This is a genomic window from Oceaniglobus trochenteri, assembly GCF_020529025.1.
In the GTDB taxonomy this organism is placed as follows: Bacteria; Pseudomonadota; Alphaproteobacteria; order Rhodobacterales; family Rhodobacteraceae; genus Oceaniglobus; species Oceaniglobus trochenteri.
Genome location: NZ_JACNMM010000013.1, coordinates 55,576 through 69,330, shown reverse-complemented (window position 1 = coordinate 69,330; position 13,755 = coordinate 55,576). Strand labels below are relative to the sequence as shown.

The 13,755-nt window shown below is 67.6% G+C and carries 16 protein-coding genes; 6 read left to right on the top strand and 10 right to left on the bottom strand.

Going from position 1 to position 13,755, the window contains the following annotated elements:
• Positions 1–20: 20 nt before the first annotated feature.
• A complete protein-coding gene (locus H7828_RS19300; protein ID WP_226782708.1) occupies positions 21–299 on the bottom strand; it encodes a DUF2312 domain-containing protein in 279 nt (92 codons plus the stop codon).
• 135 nt (positions 300–434) lie between these two features.
• Here H7828_RS19300 and H7828_RS19295 point away from each other — a divergent pair, with 135 nt between their 5' ends.
• Positions 435–650 carry a hypothetical protein gene (locus H7828_RS19295; RefSeq protein WP_226782707.1) on the top strand — a complete coding sequence of 72 codons (216 nt, stop codon included), beginning with the start codon at positions 435–437 and terminating at the stop codon, positions 648–650.
• Here the strand turns inward: H7828_RS19295 and H7828_RS19290 are convergent.
• Positions 647–2,671, bottom strand: a complete 2,025-nt coding sequence (locus H7828_RS19290) for a 3-hydroxyacyl-CoA dehydrogenase NAD-binding domain-containing protein (RefSeq protein WP_226782706.1) — start codon at positions 2,669–2,671, stop codon at positions 647–649. The two genes, H7828_RS19295 and H7828_RS19290, sit on opposite strands and share 4 nt — an antisense overlap.
• Before the next feature lie 3 nt (positions 2,672–2,674).
• Positions 2,675–3,808, bottom strand: a complete 1,134-nt coding sequence (locus H7828_RS19285) for a phosphotransferase (protein WP_226782705.1) — start codon at positions 3,806–3,808, stop codon at positions 2,675–2,677.
• Between H7828_RS19285 and H7828_RS19280 the strand changes: the two genes are divergently transcribed.
• Positions 3,809–5,044 (top strand): acyl-CoA dehydrogenase family protein, encoded by a 1,236-nt coding sequence (locus H7828_RS19280; RefSeq protein ID WP_226782704.1) that lies wholly within the window; start codon positions 3,809–3,811, stop codon positions 5,042–5,044.
• Between the two features lie 5 nt (positions 5,045–5,049).
• Here the strand turns inward: H7828_RS19280 and H7828_RS19275 are convergent, their stop codons facing one another.
• Positions 5,050–5,247: a hypothetical protein gene (locus tag H7828_RS19275; protein WP_226782703.1), complete on the bottom strand. Its 198-nt coding sequence runs from the start codon at positions 5,245–5,247 to the stop codon at positions 5,050–5,052.
• A 128-nt stretch (positions 5,248–5,375) separates the two neighbouring features.
• The gene (locus H7828_RS19270; RefSeq protein WP_226782702.1) at positions 5,376–5,687 is read right to left on the bottom strand and encodes an ArsR/SmtB family transcription factor; all 312 of its coding nucleotides are present in this window, start codon (positions 5,685–5,687) and stop codon (positions 5,376–5,378) included.
• Between the two features lie 90 nt (positions 5,688–5,777).
• Between H7828_RS19270 and H7828_RS19265 the strand changes: the two genes are divergently transcribed.
• The 4 genes from H7828_RS19265 to H7828_RS19250 are packed head-to-tail and all read left to right on the top strand — an operon-like array spanning position 5,778 to position 7,937.
• Positions 5,778–6,638, top strand: coding sequence for an MBL fold metallo-hydrolase (locus tag H7828_RS19265; RefSeq protein WP_226782701.1), 861 nt, complete (start codon positions 5,778–5,780; stop codon positions 6,636–6,638).
• 8 nt (positions 6,639–6,646) lie between these two features.
• Complete coding sequence (locus H7828_RS19260; protein WP_226782700.1) at positions 6,647–7,072, top strand: YeeE/YedE family protein; 426 nt, start codon at positions 6,647–6,649, stop codon at positions 7,070–7,072.
• Positions 7,072–7,503 (top strand): DUF6691 family protein, encoded by a 432-nt coding sequence (locus tag H7828_RS19255; RefSeq protein WP_226782699.1) that lies wholly within the window; start codon positions 7,072–7,074, stop codon positions 7,501–7,503. Before H7828_RS19260 ends, H7828_RS19255 begins: the two co-directional genes overlap by 1 nt.
• Positions 7,504–7,511: 8 nt before the next feature.
• Positions 7,512–7,937, top strand: a complete 426-nt coding sequence (locus H7828_RS19250; RefSeq protein WP_226782698.1) for a protein tyrosine phosphatase family protein — start codon at positions 7,512–7,514, stop codon at positions 7,935–7,937.
• A 31-nt stretch (positions 7,938–7,968) separates the two neighbouring features.
• On the opposite strand, the gene H7828_RS19245 is transcribed toward H7828_RS19250, so the two are convergent.
• From H7828_RS19245 to H7828_RS19225, 5 genes are all read right to left on the bottom strand, one after another.
• Positions 7,969–8,847 carry a FliM/FliN family flagellar motor switch protein gene (locus H7828_RS19245; protein WP_226782697.1) on the bottom strand — a complete coding sequence of 293 codons (879 nt, stop codon included), beginning with the start codon at positions 8,845–8,847 and terminating at the stop codon, positions 7,969–7,971.
• Positions 8,848–8,993: 146 nt separating this feature from the next.
• Positions 8,994–11,687: an ATP-binding protein gene (locus H7828_RS19240; protein WP_226782696.1), complete on the bottom strand. Its 2,694-nt coding sequence runs from the start codon at positions 11,685–11,687 to the stop codon at positions 8,994–8,996.
• Positions 11,687–11,977 carry a hypothetical protein gene (locus H7828_RS19235; RefSeq protein WP_226782695.1) on the bottom strand — a complete coding sequence of 97 codons (291 nt, stop codon included), beginning with the start codon at positions 11,975–11,977 and terminating at the stop codon, positions 11,687–11,689. Before H7828_RS19235 ends, H7828_RS19240 begins: the two co-directional genes overlap by 1 nt.
• Positions 11,974–12,357, bottom strand: a complete 384-nt coding sequence (locus tag H7828_RS19230; protein WP_226782694.1) for a response regulator transcription factor — start codon at positions 12,355–12,357, stop codon at positions 11,974–11,976. The genes H7828_RS19235 and H7828_RS19230 overlap by 4 nt, the downstream gene beginning before the upstream one ends.
• Positions 12,358–12,469: 112 nt before the next feature.
• Positions 12,470–13,750 (bottom strand): helix-turn-helix transcriptional regulator, encoded by a 1,281-nt coding sequence (locus tag H7828_RS19225; protein WP_226782693.1) that lies wholly within the window; start codon positions 13,748–13,750, stop codon positions 12,470–12,472.
• Between the last annotated feature and the right edge of the window lie 5 nt (positions 13,751–13,755).

Here is a 13,755-nt window from a genome sequence, read left to right as displayed (position 1 = left end):
CCCCGGCGCGGCGCATCGCCTCAGGCCATGCCAAGGGCTTCCATGTACATTTCCAGAACCGCCTCTTCCTCGGCGATGTCGTCCTTGTCGCGCTTGCGCAGGGCGATGATCTTGCGCATGACCTTGGTGTCATAGCCACGGCCCTTTGCCTCGGCCATCACCTCTTTCTGGGCTTCCGTGATGTCCTTCTTTTCCTGCTCCAGCCGCTCGAAACGTTCGATGAACTGGCGCAGTTCGTCCGCCGTCACGCGGTAGTTGCTGTCGGGGCCGGAGGTTTCGGGGGGGGGCATGTCGCTCATCTTGGGCCTCTTGATATTGTGGTTTTGCCAGATGACTAGCTTTCAGTCGCCATCGCCGCAAGTCCGACGGCGCGATTGCGTGCATTCGGCGGATCGTCTAGGGGATTGCGCAACAGCCAGAGCGAAAGGAACCCCATGGACAGCGTAATCTGGAGCGGCGCGGCCCTATCCCTGGTCGGGCTCTGCGGCCTGATCTGGTGCATCGTCAGCGCGGTGCGCATCCGCCGCTCGGGCGCCGAAGACGCCGAGATGCGCGCCCGCCTGCAAAAGCTGATGGCGGTGAACATGGGCGCGCTCTTGTTGTCGGTGCTGGGGCTGATGCTGGTGGTTGTCGGGATCTTCCTGGCCTAGCGGCCCGCCAGCGCCCTGCCGTTCTTGATGCAATCGGAAAACAGCGGCGAAACCGGCGTGTCGGAGCCGATGGCGGCAATGTCACGTTCGACCCGGACAAGGCCGCGGCTGTCGGCGGCCATCATCGGCCCGCCCCGCCAACGCGGAAAGCCAAGCGCGTGAACGGCGGCCACGTCGATGGTTGCGGCATGGGCAACGGCGCCGGCGTCCAGCAGGGCCGCCCCCGCGTTGGCCAGGGCCGCAGCGCAGAGATGGGCGATATCGGCGCGCGTCACGTCCCTGGCGCAGGGCACGCCGGACTGGGCCAGCGCCTCCATCACCGCGCGGCTTTCGGGGGGTTCGTCCTCGGGCGCGCCATCGCGCCAGGTGAACAGTCCGGCCCCCGCCGCGCGGCCCGTCAGCCCGCTGTCGACCAATGCATCCAGAAGCGCCATCTGCGGGCTGTCGTCGCCGCGCAGGGCCTGGCGGTGGGCCAGCAGATGGTCAAGCCCCCGGGCGTCCATCAGGATGCAATGCGCCCGCCGGAAGCCGTAATCGCTCAGCGCCTGGTCGATGGTTTCACCGCTGTGCCCGCCGATCAGCAGCGCCTCGATCGCCTGTTGCAGGGTCTGGGTCAGGTGTTGCACCAGGCCGCCCGGCGCGGCGATGCCCAGCACGGGCTGACGATGCAGCCGGCGCATCAGCGACAGCGCGGTGGCGACGGTATCGGGCGAACAGTGCGGCGGTGGCAGAAGCTCGGCCAGGCTGGCCAGGTGGGCCGGGCCGGGCATCTGCACGCCGATCAGGTCTTCGGGGCGTTCGGCCAGTTCGGCCAGCGTTTCGGGCGCGATCACGTCGCCCGCCGCCAGAAGCAGGGCGCCGGGGCGCGCCAGAAGGCCGATGGCCGACCAGATCTCGCGCTTGAGCACCGGATCGTCCGGCCCCGCCTCCCATATCACGTCAACGCTGCCCAGGTCGTCGAAGGTGGCCTCGGGCTGAACCCGCAGAAGGCGTGCATCGCGTTCCTTCTCGCCCAGGGTGCCCCGGGCCACGGCATCGTCATAAAGATCCAGCAGCCGTTCCAGAACCGCCGCCTGGCCCTCGGGCTCCAGTTCCACCAGCAGTACCTCAAGCCCGGCATCAAGACAGACCAGCGCCAGTTCCCCTGCCCGCGCGGTGCCGCCGGTGATCGCCACACGCGCGACGGTGCGCGCCCGCCCGCCAGTGGCCAGCGGCCAGCGGGCGGCCGCAACCTCGGCCCGGGCCATGTGGCGCAGGGCCTGGCCCGCCGGATCCGCGAGGCAATCGGCATAGGCGGCCTGCTCCATCTCCAACCCGGTTTCGAAGGGCAGGATCAGCGCACCTTCGACACAGGCGATGATCCGCTCGGGTGCGTCCAGCGGTGATCCTTCGCTGGCGGCGCGGGCCTTGGCCACCGCCTTCATGAACCCCATGAAATCGCCCCTGGCCTGGCTGCGCGTCGCGGTCGGGCGCGGGGCCAGATGACGGGCCGCCATGGCCAGCGCGGCCGAGACGGCATCCTCGGCCAGGGGCGCATCCAGAAACCCCTCCATCGCGGGGCGCGCCCTGCCCCCCAGCAGCAGCGACAGCGCCGCGCCGCCCCCCACAAGGCGCGGCAACCGCTGGGTCGCCCCGCCCGAGGGCGGCAGGCCCAGCCGGATGCCCGGCGCCCCCAGCCGCAGATCGCGGCGCCCGACGCGATAGTGACAGGCCGCCGCCAGGTCGATGCCATCGCCCAGAACCGCGCCGGAAAGCGCCGCGATCACCGGCTTTTGCGCGCCCTCGATGGCAAGGCACAGATCGCCCAGGCTGGGCGCCGCGCCGCCCGTGGTTTCGTCGCTGCCGGCGCAGAAATCGTCGCCACGGGCGGCAAGGACGATGGCGCGCACCTCGGCGATGGACAGGGCATCGTCCAGCGCCGCCTTCAGCGCGCCGCGCGTCGCCTTGTCCAGGGCGTTCAGCGGCGGGTTGGCAAACCGGATCACCGCCACATCGCCCTGTCGTTCCATGTCGATCTGCATCGCCTAAGCCCCTTCGCGCGTCAGCCGCGCCGCCATCTGCGCCAGAACCGGGATCGACCCGGCATAAAGTTTCGCCGTCGCGGGATTAGACGCATTGCCCGACCGCGCCCGCGCCACCACGCCTTCCAGAATGGCCGCCAGCCGGAAAAAGGAAAAGGCCAGATAGAAGGTCCAGTTGTCGATAGGGCCAAGGCCGCGCCGTTTGCAATAGGCCGCGACATAGTCGGCCTCGTCCGGCAGGCCCAGATCGTGCCGGTTCAGCCCGCCAAGCCCGCGCATTCCGCCATCATGGGGCAGCCGCCATTGCATGCATTGATAGGCCAGGTCCGCAAGCGGGTGGCCCAGCGTGCTCAGCTCCCAGTCGAGCAGACCGATGACGCGGGGGGCATCGGGGGCGAAGATCATGTTGTCCATCCGGTAATCGCCATGCACCAGCGCCACCTGCCCGTCATCGGGCGGCAATTCATCCTGCAACCACTGCGCCAGATGCGCCATGTCGGGCAGCGGTTCAATCGCGCTGGCGGCGTATTGGCGGGCCCAGAGATCGGTCTGGCGGGCGAAATAGTTGCCCGGCCGACCGTAATCACCAAGCCCGATATCCACCGGATCGACACTGTGCAGGCGCGCCAGCACATCGTTCATGGCATCGAAGATCGCGCCGCGCTCCTCGCTCTTCAGGTCGGGAAGCGCCGGGTCCCAGAAGATGCGCCCGTCAAGATGGCCCATGATGAAAAACGCCCGCCCCAGAGGCGGCGCCCCGTCCGGCATAAGGCGCAGCATGGGCGGCACCGGCACATCGGTTTGCGCCAAAGCGGCCATCACGCGATACTCCCGGTCGACCATATGCGCCGATTTCAGCAAGTCGCCCGGCGGCTTGGCCCGCAGCACGAACCGCCCGCCTTCGGCCTCGATCCGGTAGGTGGGGTTCGATTGCCCATCGGGGAATTTCACGATCCGGCGCACCTGTCCGATCTGCGGCATCTCGGCGGCGATCCAGTCGCCCAGGTCTTCGGGGGTGGAGGGATGGCTTGCGGTCATGGCGCAATTAGTAGCGGCACCGCCCCGCGACGCAATCCCTCGATTGATCCCGCCCGCCGTTGCGGTCAGGATGCGCAAACCCAGCAGAAGGTTCGACACATGACCATGTCCCTTGGCCCCACCGAACGCCTCGCGCCCCTGTTGTCGGCGGTGCGCGACATGGTGCGCGACGACATCGCGCCCCTTGATGCCGAATACCTGGCCGAGGTTCAGGTGGGCGACCGCTGGCAGTTCACCCCGCGCCAGACCGAGATTCTGGAGGGGCTGAAGGCCCGCGCGAAAGAGCGGGGATTGTGGAACTTCTGGCTGACCGACAGCGACCGGGGGCTGGGCCTGTCCACCGTCGAATATGCCTATCTGGCCGAGGAGATGGGCAAATCCCATCTTGCTGCCGAGGTCTTCAATTGCAATGCCCCCGACACCGGCAACATGGAGGTTTTCGAACGCCACGGCACGGCACAGATGAAGGAGCGCTGGCTTGCCCCCCTTCTGAACGGCGACATCCGAAGCGCCTATCTGATGACAGAACCCGATGTCGCCAGTTCCGACGCCACCAATATCGCCATGTCCTGCGTGGCCGAGGGTGACTGCTATGTTCTGAATGGCGAAAAATGGTGGGCGACCGGCGCGGGCGATCCGCGCTGTGCGGTCTATATCGTCATGGTGCGCACGGCAGGCGACGACGCCCCGAAACACCAGCGCCATTCGATGATCGTGGTGCCTGCCGACAGCCCCGGCATCGAGAAACTGCGCCCGATGCAGGTTTATGGCCACGACGACGCGCCCCACGGGCATTACCACATCCGATTCACCGATGTGCGGGTGCCAAGGGAAAACCTGCTGCTTGGCCTCGGGCGGGGGTTCGAGATTGCACAGGGGCGGCTTGGGCCGGGGCGCATCCATCACTGCATGCGGGCCATCGGCCAGGCCGAGCGTGCGCTGGAGCTCATGTGCCGCCGCTCGCTTGCGCGCGAGGCTTTCGGCAAGCCGCTGGCCCAGCTTGGCGCGAATTTCGATCACATCGCCGAGGCGCGGATGGAGATCGAACAGGCGCGTCTGCTGTGTCTCAAGGCGGCCTGGATGATGGATCAGGGCGACCCCCGCGCCGCCGCCCCCTGGATTTCGCAGATCAAGGTGGTGGCGCCGACGATCGCCCTGAAGATCACCGATCAGGCGGTGCAGATGTACGGCGCCGAGGGGATATCACAGGATACCCCCCTGGCCCGTCAGTGGTGCAACCTGCGCACCCTGCGCCTGGCCGACGGGCCCGACGCCGTGCATCGCCGCCAGGTGGCCCGGGCCGAGCTGCGCCGCCACACCCAGCAGAAAATCTGACCGGTTCAGACGGGCACGTTGTCCCACATGTCCTCGGACTGGCGGGTTTCCAGTGCCCGTTCCAGCCGCGCGATTTCGGACGGTGAGGCAAGCCCGCAGGCCCGCAGCGAAGCGATGCGCCGGCGCAAACCCTGCCCCGTATCCCGCGATTGGGCAATGTCGGTGAACAGGCGTTCGACGGTTGCGGCACGTGATTCCAGCATGGCATTTCCCCCTTTGTGGCTGTGGCAATTTCCCGGTGCGGCGTTCCCTGGCCGTTCCCTTGGGGGCAACAGCCTTCCGCAAGGTCAACTCTACCACAGGTTGTGTGACGCTGGTGTGAAATTCACGATCAGCGGGGGCAATAGGCGGAATGAAGCGCGATCAGCACCGGCGTGATGCGCGGGTCTTTCAGCGCATAGACCACCGTCCGCCCCTTGCGGGTGGCGCCGACCACGCCATCCTGGCGCAGGCGGGCCAGTTGCTGTGAAACATAGGCCTGCCCCAGCCCCAGCGCCTGTTCCAGCGTCCCGACACTGGCCGGCCCCTCGACCAGCTTGCACAGGATCAAAAGCCGCGAAGGATTGGACAGGGCGCGCATGGCGGCGGCGGCCTGCTGGGCGGCATCGGCCATTTCGACAAGATCGGGGGCGGTCTGGGTCATGCCCCCTTCTAGCGCGGCGTCACAAACATATCAAGATTGCAATATATCACCGCCACCCCTACACTAGGGGAAACCAGAGGGAGCCACGCCATGCAGCCGCAGGTTACAGCCTTTTTCGACGAAGCCACCAACACCATCTCCTACGTCGTGCGCGACCCGGCGGGCGATTCCGCCGCGATCATCGATTCCGTCCTTGATTTCGACCATGCCTCGGGGCGCACCGATACCGCCTCGGCCGACCGGATCATCGCCCATGTCGAATCCGAAGGGCTGCGGGTGGAATGGATCCTCGAATCCCATGTCCACGCCGATCACCTTTCGGCCGCGCCCTACCTGCAACAGCGGCTGGGCGGCAAGATCGGCATCGGCGACCGGATCACCGTGGTGCAGGATACCTTCGGCAAGGTTTTCAACGAAGGCACCGAGTTTCAGCGCGACGGTTCGCAGTTCGACGCGCTGTTCAAGGATGGCGACAGCTTTCACATCGGGCAGTTGCGCGGCGATGTCCTGCACACGCCCGGCCACACGCCTGCCTGCCTGACCTATGTGATCGGAGACGCGGCCTTCGTGGGCGACACGCTGTTCATGCCCGACTTCGGCACGGCGCGCTGCGATTTTCCCGGCGGCTCGGCCGAGGTGCTGTTCGATTCGATCCAGAAGATCCTGGCCCTGCCCGACGACACCCGAATCTTCGTCTGCCACGATTACAAGGCCCCCGGACGCGAGGAATACGCCTGGGAAACCACCGTCGGCGCGCAGAAGCAAAAGAACGTGCACCTGGCCGGGCGCAGCGGCGCCGATTTCGTCAGGATGCGGCAGGAGCGTGACGCGACACTGGGCATGCCCAAGCTGATCCTGCCCTCGCTTCAGATCAACATGCGCGCCGGTCAGATGCCGCCGCCCGATGCAAAGGGCGATGTCATGCTGAAACTGCCGCTCAACAAACTCTAGGAACGGATATGCCACAAGACTGGATACTGGGCCTGCTTGGCGGCGGGCTGATCGGATGTGCGGGGGCGCTTTACCTCTTGGTGAACGGGCGGATCATGGGTGCCTCGGGGATCGTCGGCGGGTTGATCGACGGATCGGCCGGGGCGCAGGCGCGCGAAAGGCTGGCCTTTCTGGCGGGGCTGATCGGCCTGCCCGCCCTGATCGTGCTGGTGACGGGTGCGCCCGACACGCATCTGACAGGCAATTTCGCGGTTCTGATCGGGGCCGGCCTGCTGGTGGGGCTTGGCACGCGGTTGGCCAATGGCTGCACCTCGGGGCATGGGGTTTGCGGAATTTCGCGCCTGTCCCTGCGCGGGATCGTGGCCACCTGCATCTATATCGGGGCGGGGGCCGTTTCTGTCGTGCTGTTCCGCCATCTTCTGGGGGTGATCTGATGCGCCTTGTCTTTGCTGCAATCTCGGGCGCGCTGTTCGGGACCGGCCTTCTGGTTTCCGGCATGGTGGATACCGCGAAGGTGCGCGGTTGGCTTGATTTCTTCGGCGCTTGGGACCCGACGCTGGCCTTCGTCATGGGCGGCGCGATCCTGCCCATGGCCCTGGCCTGGATGATGACCCGGAGCCGCCGCCCCGCGCTGGGCGGCAGCTTTCCCGCAGCGCCCGAACAGAAGCTGGGGCGCAACCTGATCCTGGGGTCGGTGATGTTCGGCATGGGCTGGGGGCTTTCGGGCCTCTGCCCCGGTCCGGCGCTGGCCGCTTCCACCTTCAATGGCCTGGGCGGGCTTGTCTTTATCGCCGCGATGGCCTTGGGTATGTGGGCCGCGCCGCACCTGCGCGCCCGCCTTTCAACACCCACACCAGCCGAATGAGGATACCGATGCAGATCAACACCTTGACCGACGACTACGCCGTTGCCGGGCAGATCGAACCCGATGACATGGCCGCCCTGAAAAAGGCCGGTTTCACCTCTGTCATCTGCAACCGCCCGGATGAAGAGACCGGCCCGGGCGAAAGCAGCGTCGTGATGGCCCAGGCGGCCGATGCGGCAGGTCTGAAATTCACCTACAACCCGGTGATCAGCGGCGCGATGAGCAACGACAACATCGCGGTTCAGCGGTCCGCAGTGGCCGACTCCGAAGGGCCGGTGTTCGCCTATTGCCGTTCTGGGATGCGCTCGTCGGTCGTCTGGGCGCTGAGCCAGGCCGCCGAGGCCGCCCCCGATGATCTGATCGCCGCCGCCGCCCGCGGCGGTTACGACCTGAACCCGCTGCGCGCCCAGATCGAAGCGGCCGCGCGGGGCTGAACCACCCCGAGGCGGGGCCTGCTGGCCCATGTCACTGCCCCGCAAAGGGCGCCTTGCCCGTCATCAGCGCACCGATTTTCGGGCCCTGATCGTCGGGCGGCGCCCCGCTTTCGCCGGGGTGGGTCAGCCCGTCCAGCATCACCGCCTTGCCCCCGGCCACCTGCCCCAGCCGCCCCTGCGCCAGGATCGTACCGGTGCAGCTGGTCAGGGCGATCTGGGTCAGGGATTTCGCCGTCAGCGGCACAAGGGTGCCCACCTGCCACTCCGTCACCTGTTCGATCGGCAGGTGCAGCCGGGTCAGCACCGCCGAAAGCTGCGCGCGTGCCGCCATCAGGTTGCTTTCGATCCCCCGGTGCCAGTCCGGGTCTGGCCCGCCTTGCGTGTCGTCGCGCACCGGCAGCTTTTCCGGCAGGATCAGGCGCAGGCGCCCCTCACGCTTGCCGTCGCCCAGGGCAAGGGTGATCTCGGTCAGGATGTGGGCTTCGTCGGGCAGGGACAGCATGATCTGCCGCCCTTCGGTTAGCAGGGTGGCAAAACGCATGCCCTGGCAGGTCAGCGCCCCGGGCAACCCTTCGCCATGGGTTTCGAACAGGGCCAGAACACGGTCGAGCGGGTCGGCCATCATGGCCCCGTCGGTGGGTGTGGGGCGGCGCGGCGTGGCCGGGCGGCCCAGCACCCGGCCCATGGTCTGGGCCTCGATCAGCGCCGCCATCAGTTGCACATCAAGAAGCGCAACGCCAAAGCCGTTCACCCCCTCAAGCAGGATCGCCAGGTCGCCATCCTCCATCAGGTCGGCAAAGGCGGGCGGATCGACCGGGCGCACGGCGTGATTGCCCATGACCACGTCAAGACCGGCAGTTTCCGACAGGCCATGGACCAGCGCCAGCCGCCAGGCGCGATCCAGCGTCATGGCCTGCACCCTTTCGGGGGGCCGGCCCGCCCCGAGTTTTCGCCGCAACGCTGTTGGGGGCGCGCCCACGTTCATCCTGCAAACCTTCTGACTGCACTCGGGTCTTGATCGCAAACCCGGGTTACCAATTCCTGAAGATCGGCGGATTATTCGGCCGCGCCCTGGGCTGGCTGGCGCAATCGGGGCGGTAGAGCCACGCGAAAGGCCGCGCCACCCTGCCCCGGCAGATAGCTGAGCTGTCCGCCTAGGCGCGCCGTGATCTCGCGGCAGATGGCCAGGCCCAGGCCCGCGCCGCCCGCCGCGCGGGTATCGCCGACGCGAAAGAACTTTTCGAAGATGATCGATTGGTTTTCCTTCGGAATCCCGCTGCCGTTGTCGATGAAATCCAGGATCGGCCCCTCGGGATCGTCGCGCACCGCGATCCGCAACTCGGGCTGTTCGGCGTCGCAGTATTTCTGCGCGTTCGAAATCAGGTTGATGAAGACCTGCGACAGGCGGTCGGTATCGGTGTGAAGCACCAGCCGTTCGTCGCCCGTGGTGCGCAGGATGCGCAAGCGGCTGTCGGCGTTTTCGGTCGCGGCGACCGCATGATCGAGGATGTCGCCAAGGATCGCGATCTGGCGATGCAGCGTCACCTGCCCGCTCTCCAGCACGCTGAGATCGAGAAGATCGTCCAGCAGCCGGGTCAGGCGGCGGGCCTCGTCGTGGATGATGGTGGAATAGCGGGCGCGCGTTTCGGGCGCCATGTCGCCGCCGTCGCGCAGGATTTCCGAAAAGGCGCGGATCGAGGTCATGGGCGTGCGCAACTCGTGGCTGATCTGGCTGAGAAAGGCATCCTTCTGCACGCTCAGCGCGGTCAGCTTCTCGTTCGCCTCGCGAAGCTGGCGCGCGGTGCGGCCCAGTTCCTCGGATTTCGCTTCCAGCCGGCTGGAATATTCCATGATCTGCGCGGTTTCATCGGCCACGCGCATCAGGTCTTCCACCGACACCGCCGTGCCGCCGGTGATCTGGCCCATCATCGCATGGGCCGTGGCCGCGCCCACCGAACCGGCAAGTTCACGCTCCAGCCGCTCAAGGAATTCGCTGGTGGTGTCGGGCAGATAGCCCTCTTTCCCCTGCCCCCGGGCCGCCGCCTGGAACAGGGCCTGGGCCTCGGAGGCGCCAAGGATGCGTTGCGACATCATCAGCAGATCCTCGGCCTCGACCGTGGCGGGGGACCAGCCGCGCGCATTGCCGGAATAGCGGAAGATGTCGACGAATTCGGCGCCCTGCAACCGTTCGACGGCACCGGGCAGCCCCACCAGTGAAAGCCCGGCAAAAAGCAGCGTGTTCACCGCCAAGGACCAAAGCGCCGAATGCACCACCGGGTCGATCCCGCCGATCCCGAACAGGGCCTGGGGGCGCAGCCAGCCGATGCCGAACGGCCCCTCGGCCAAAAGCGTCTGCGACATCAGCGCCCCTTCCCCGATGCCCGGGACAAGCAGCGTCCACGCCCAGATCGCAAAGCCCGCGATCAGCCCTCCGGCCGCGCCGGTCCGCGTGGCACCGCGCCAGAAAATGCCCCCCAGCAGCGCCGGCAGAATCTGCGCCACGCCGACGAAGGCGATCAGCCCGATGGCCGCCAGCGCCGCACCGCCCCCCGACATGGCATAGTAGAGATAGGCCAGCGCCAGCACGCCGACGATGGCAATGCGTCGCGAGCGCAGCACCACGTTGCGCACATCGCCCGAAACGGTTGCACCGCCGCGCCGTGCGCTCAGCCAGATCGGCATGACGATATGGTTGCTGACCATGGTGGCCAGGGCGATGGAGGCGACAATGACCATGGATGTCGCCGAGGAGAAACCGCCCAGGAAGACCAGCATCGCCAGGGCGTCCTGATCGAAGGCAAGCGGCACCGTCAGCACATAAAGATCAGGGTTCGACCCCTCGGGCAGGACGGCCAGCCCGACGACGGCAATGGGGATGACGAACAGGCTCATCAGGAAAAGATAGAGCGGGAAGGCCCATGAGGCGGTGGCCAGGTGGCGTTCGTCGGAGTTTTCCACCACCAGCACCTGGAACATGCGCGGCAGGCAGACGAAGGCGACGGCCGACAGGAAGGTCAGCGTCAGCCAACGGCTCTGGTCCATCTGCCAGCGCGCGATGGGGCTTGCCTCGGTCATGCGGAACACCTCGCTCGGCCCGCCAGCCACGCCCCAGACGACGAAGACCCCGACCGCCAGGATTGCCACCAGTTTCACCACCGCCTCGACCGCGATGGCGGTGACGATGCCGTGGTGGCGTTCGTCGATATCAAGGTTGCGGGTGCCGAACAGGATGGTGAACACCGCCAGCCCCGCCGCCACCCACAGCGCCGTGGCGCGGGCATCGCCCGGCGCGTCGGGCGTGCTTTCGGCAAAGACCGAAAACGACAGGGTGACCGATTGCAGCTGAAGCGCGATATAGGGCGTGGTGAACACCACCGCCAGCACCGTGACCAGCACCCCCAGCGAGGTGGATTTGCCATAGCGCGACGAAATCAGGTCGGCGATCGAGGTGATCCTCTGGGTGCGCCCGATGCGCACCAGCTTGCGCAGCATCGCCCACCAGCCGACGATCATCAGGGTCGGACCAAGGTAGATGGTCACGAACTCCAGCCCCGAACGCGCCGCATAGCCCACCGCGCCGTAAAAGGTCCAGGCGGTGCAGTAGATCGAAAGCGACAGGGTATAGACCAGCGGCGAGCGCAGGATGCCCAGCCGCCCCCTCTCGGCCCGACGCTCGGCCATGAAGGCGATGAGGAACAGCGCGGCGACGTAAAGCCCGCAGGCCAGCGCCAGCGTGTTGAAGGTCAGCATCAGGGGCGGTCCGGCCCGTGGCCCGCCCCGGAGCCGTCACCCCGCGCCAACGGCCGCGACAGGGCCGCCGCCGCAAGGATCAGCAGGGTCCAGACGCCGAAGACGTAAAGCCCCCCCGCCGCCGTGCCCGCCGGGTCGGGCGTTGGGCTGTCGCGCCCCGCCCAGAGCACCGGCAGGAACACCGCAAAGGCCCCCACCATGGGCAGAAGCCGCGCCGCATCGGTCAGGCGGCGACGGCGATAGGCCAGGCCTTCGGGCGGTGCCCCGTCGCGGGGCGGCTGCCCCATCATGGGGTCGGCGCCGCGAGAAGCGATTGCACGCAGGCCAGCATCTCGGCGTTTGAAAACGGCTTGGTCATGAAGCGGTTCGCGCCCGAGCGTTCGGCCATGTCGCGGTCCTTCTGCTGGCCGCGCGCGGTCAGCATCAGCACGGGAATGGCCGCAATCGCGGGGTCGGCGTGGGCGCGCAGATCGCGCAGGATGTCAAAGCCCGAGCGGCCGGGCAGCATGGCATCGAGGACAATCACATCCGGCACCCGGCGCAGCACCGCCGCCATGGCGGATGCCCCGTCGGCATGGGTATCGACCGCCCAGCCGTCGCGCGACAGGATGTATCGCACGGCTTCGATGATGTTCGGCTCGTCCTCGATCAGCAGCACGCGCTTGATCATCCGTTCCCCCCGCTGCGACCGGCCTCTTGGCCTTGATCGCGCGCAGTATGGCACCGGGGCCGCGGTGCGTCAAAGCCTGTGGCGGGGTCGTCGACCGATGCCTTTGGGGCATTCAGGATTGTAGGGCGACGATGGCGGGTTCGCGCCGCGCCGGGCAGGACGGGCGCGGACAGATCCGGCAAGAGGTACCGACAGGCCGCGCCGCGCCCTCGCCGCCGCCGTCATGGGGCAGGATCAGCATGGCCGCCGTAAGCACCGGCGTGTCGTCAAAGCCGCCGCGGTGGCGATGGACGGCCTCGGCGAAGATGGTGAACCGGGGGCGCATCTGCCCGGCCTGTTCGACAAGCTGGCGCACCCTGGCATGGGGGCGCGACAAGGCAACGTAAAGCGGCCAGAGCGGACAGGCGGCGCCGAAACGGGGCAAGGCAAAGCCATCGACAGGCTTGCGAAAGGTCAGCGTGCCCGACCCGTCGCATACCACCAGCCCCACGGGCCGCCCGGCGATACCTTCGGGCAGGGCCGCGAGACGGCGAAAGACCCGGTGCAGGTCGGTGGCAAAGTGATCGGCCAGGCGGGCCGGATCGTGGCCCAGTCTGGCGATGGCGCGGCGCAGATCCGCCAGCGGCAGGGCGCGGGCGTCGGCGCGATACTGGTCTGCATAGGCCGCGATCAACTGCCGGGCCGAACCGCTGACCTCGGGCAGTTCAATCTTATCCCCGGTTTCAAGCGCGGCCAGGTGATAGCCCTGCCCGGCCAGCCAGCCCTCCAACTCTTCCTGCGGGGTGGCCAGGGCGGTGTCGGCCTGCCCCCCCGCGTCGAGATAGCCGACAAGACCCTGGGCGCTTTCGGCGAGGCGCTGACTGTCCTCGAAAAGGTTGCGGTGGAACCGGGCCTGCCATTCGGCGTCGATGTCGCCATCGTCGGCCAGGATCGCGCTGGTGCTGCGGATCGCGGTGACGGTGGAAAGCACATCGTGCAGCGCGGCCGAAAGGAAGGGATCGTGGGTCATCCTGTCGTTCAGGGTTTCGACCGTGCGTTGCAGCGCCGCGATGCGCCGGGCCTGGGCCACGGCAAGGGCCGCCCAGTCGGGAAAGCGGCCGGCGAATTCCTCGGCCCGCTGCATGTCGGGCCCGGCCCCCGCGCCCTGTGCCAGGGCATCGCGCAGCCCGTCCAGAAGCGCCGCCTCGGCCCCGCGCGCCAGCATCGCGCTGTCCACCCCCAGGGCGCGGGCGGCGGCGGTCAGCAGCTTGCCCGCGATGGGGCGGCGGTTGTGTTCGATCAGGTTGAGATAGGAGGCCGAAATCCCCATCCGATCGGCCAGTTCGCTTTGCCGCATGTCCAGATCAAGGCGCCGCGCGCGGATCCGGCTGCCTGTCATTCCCGTGCGCGACATCGCGA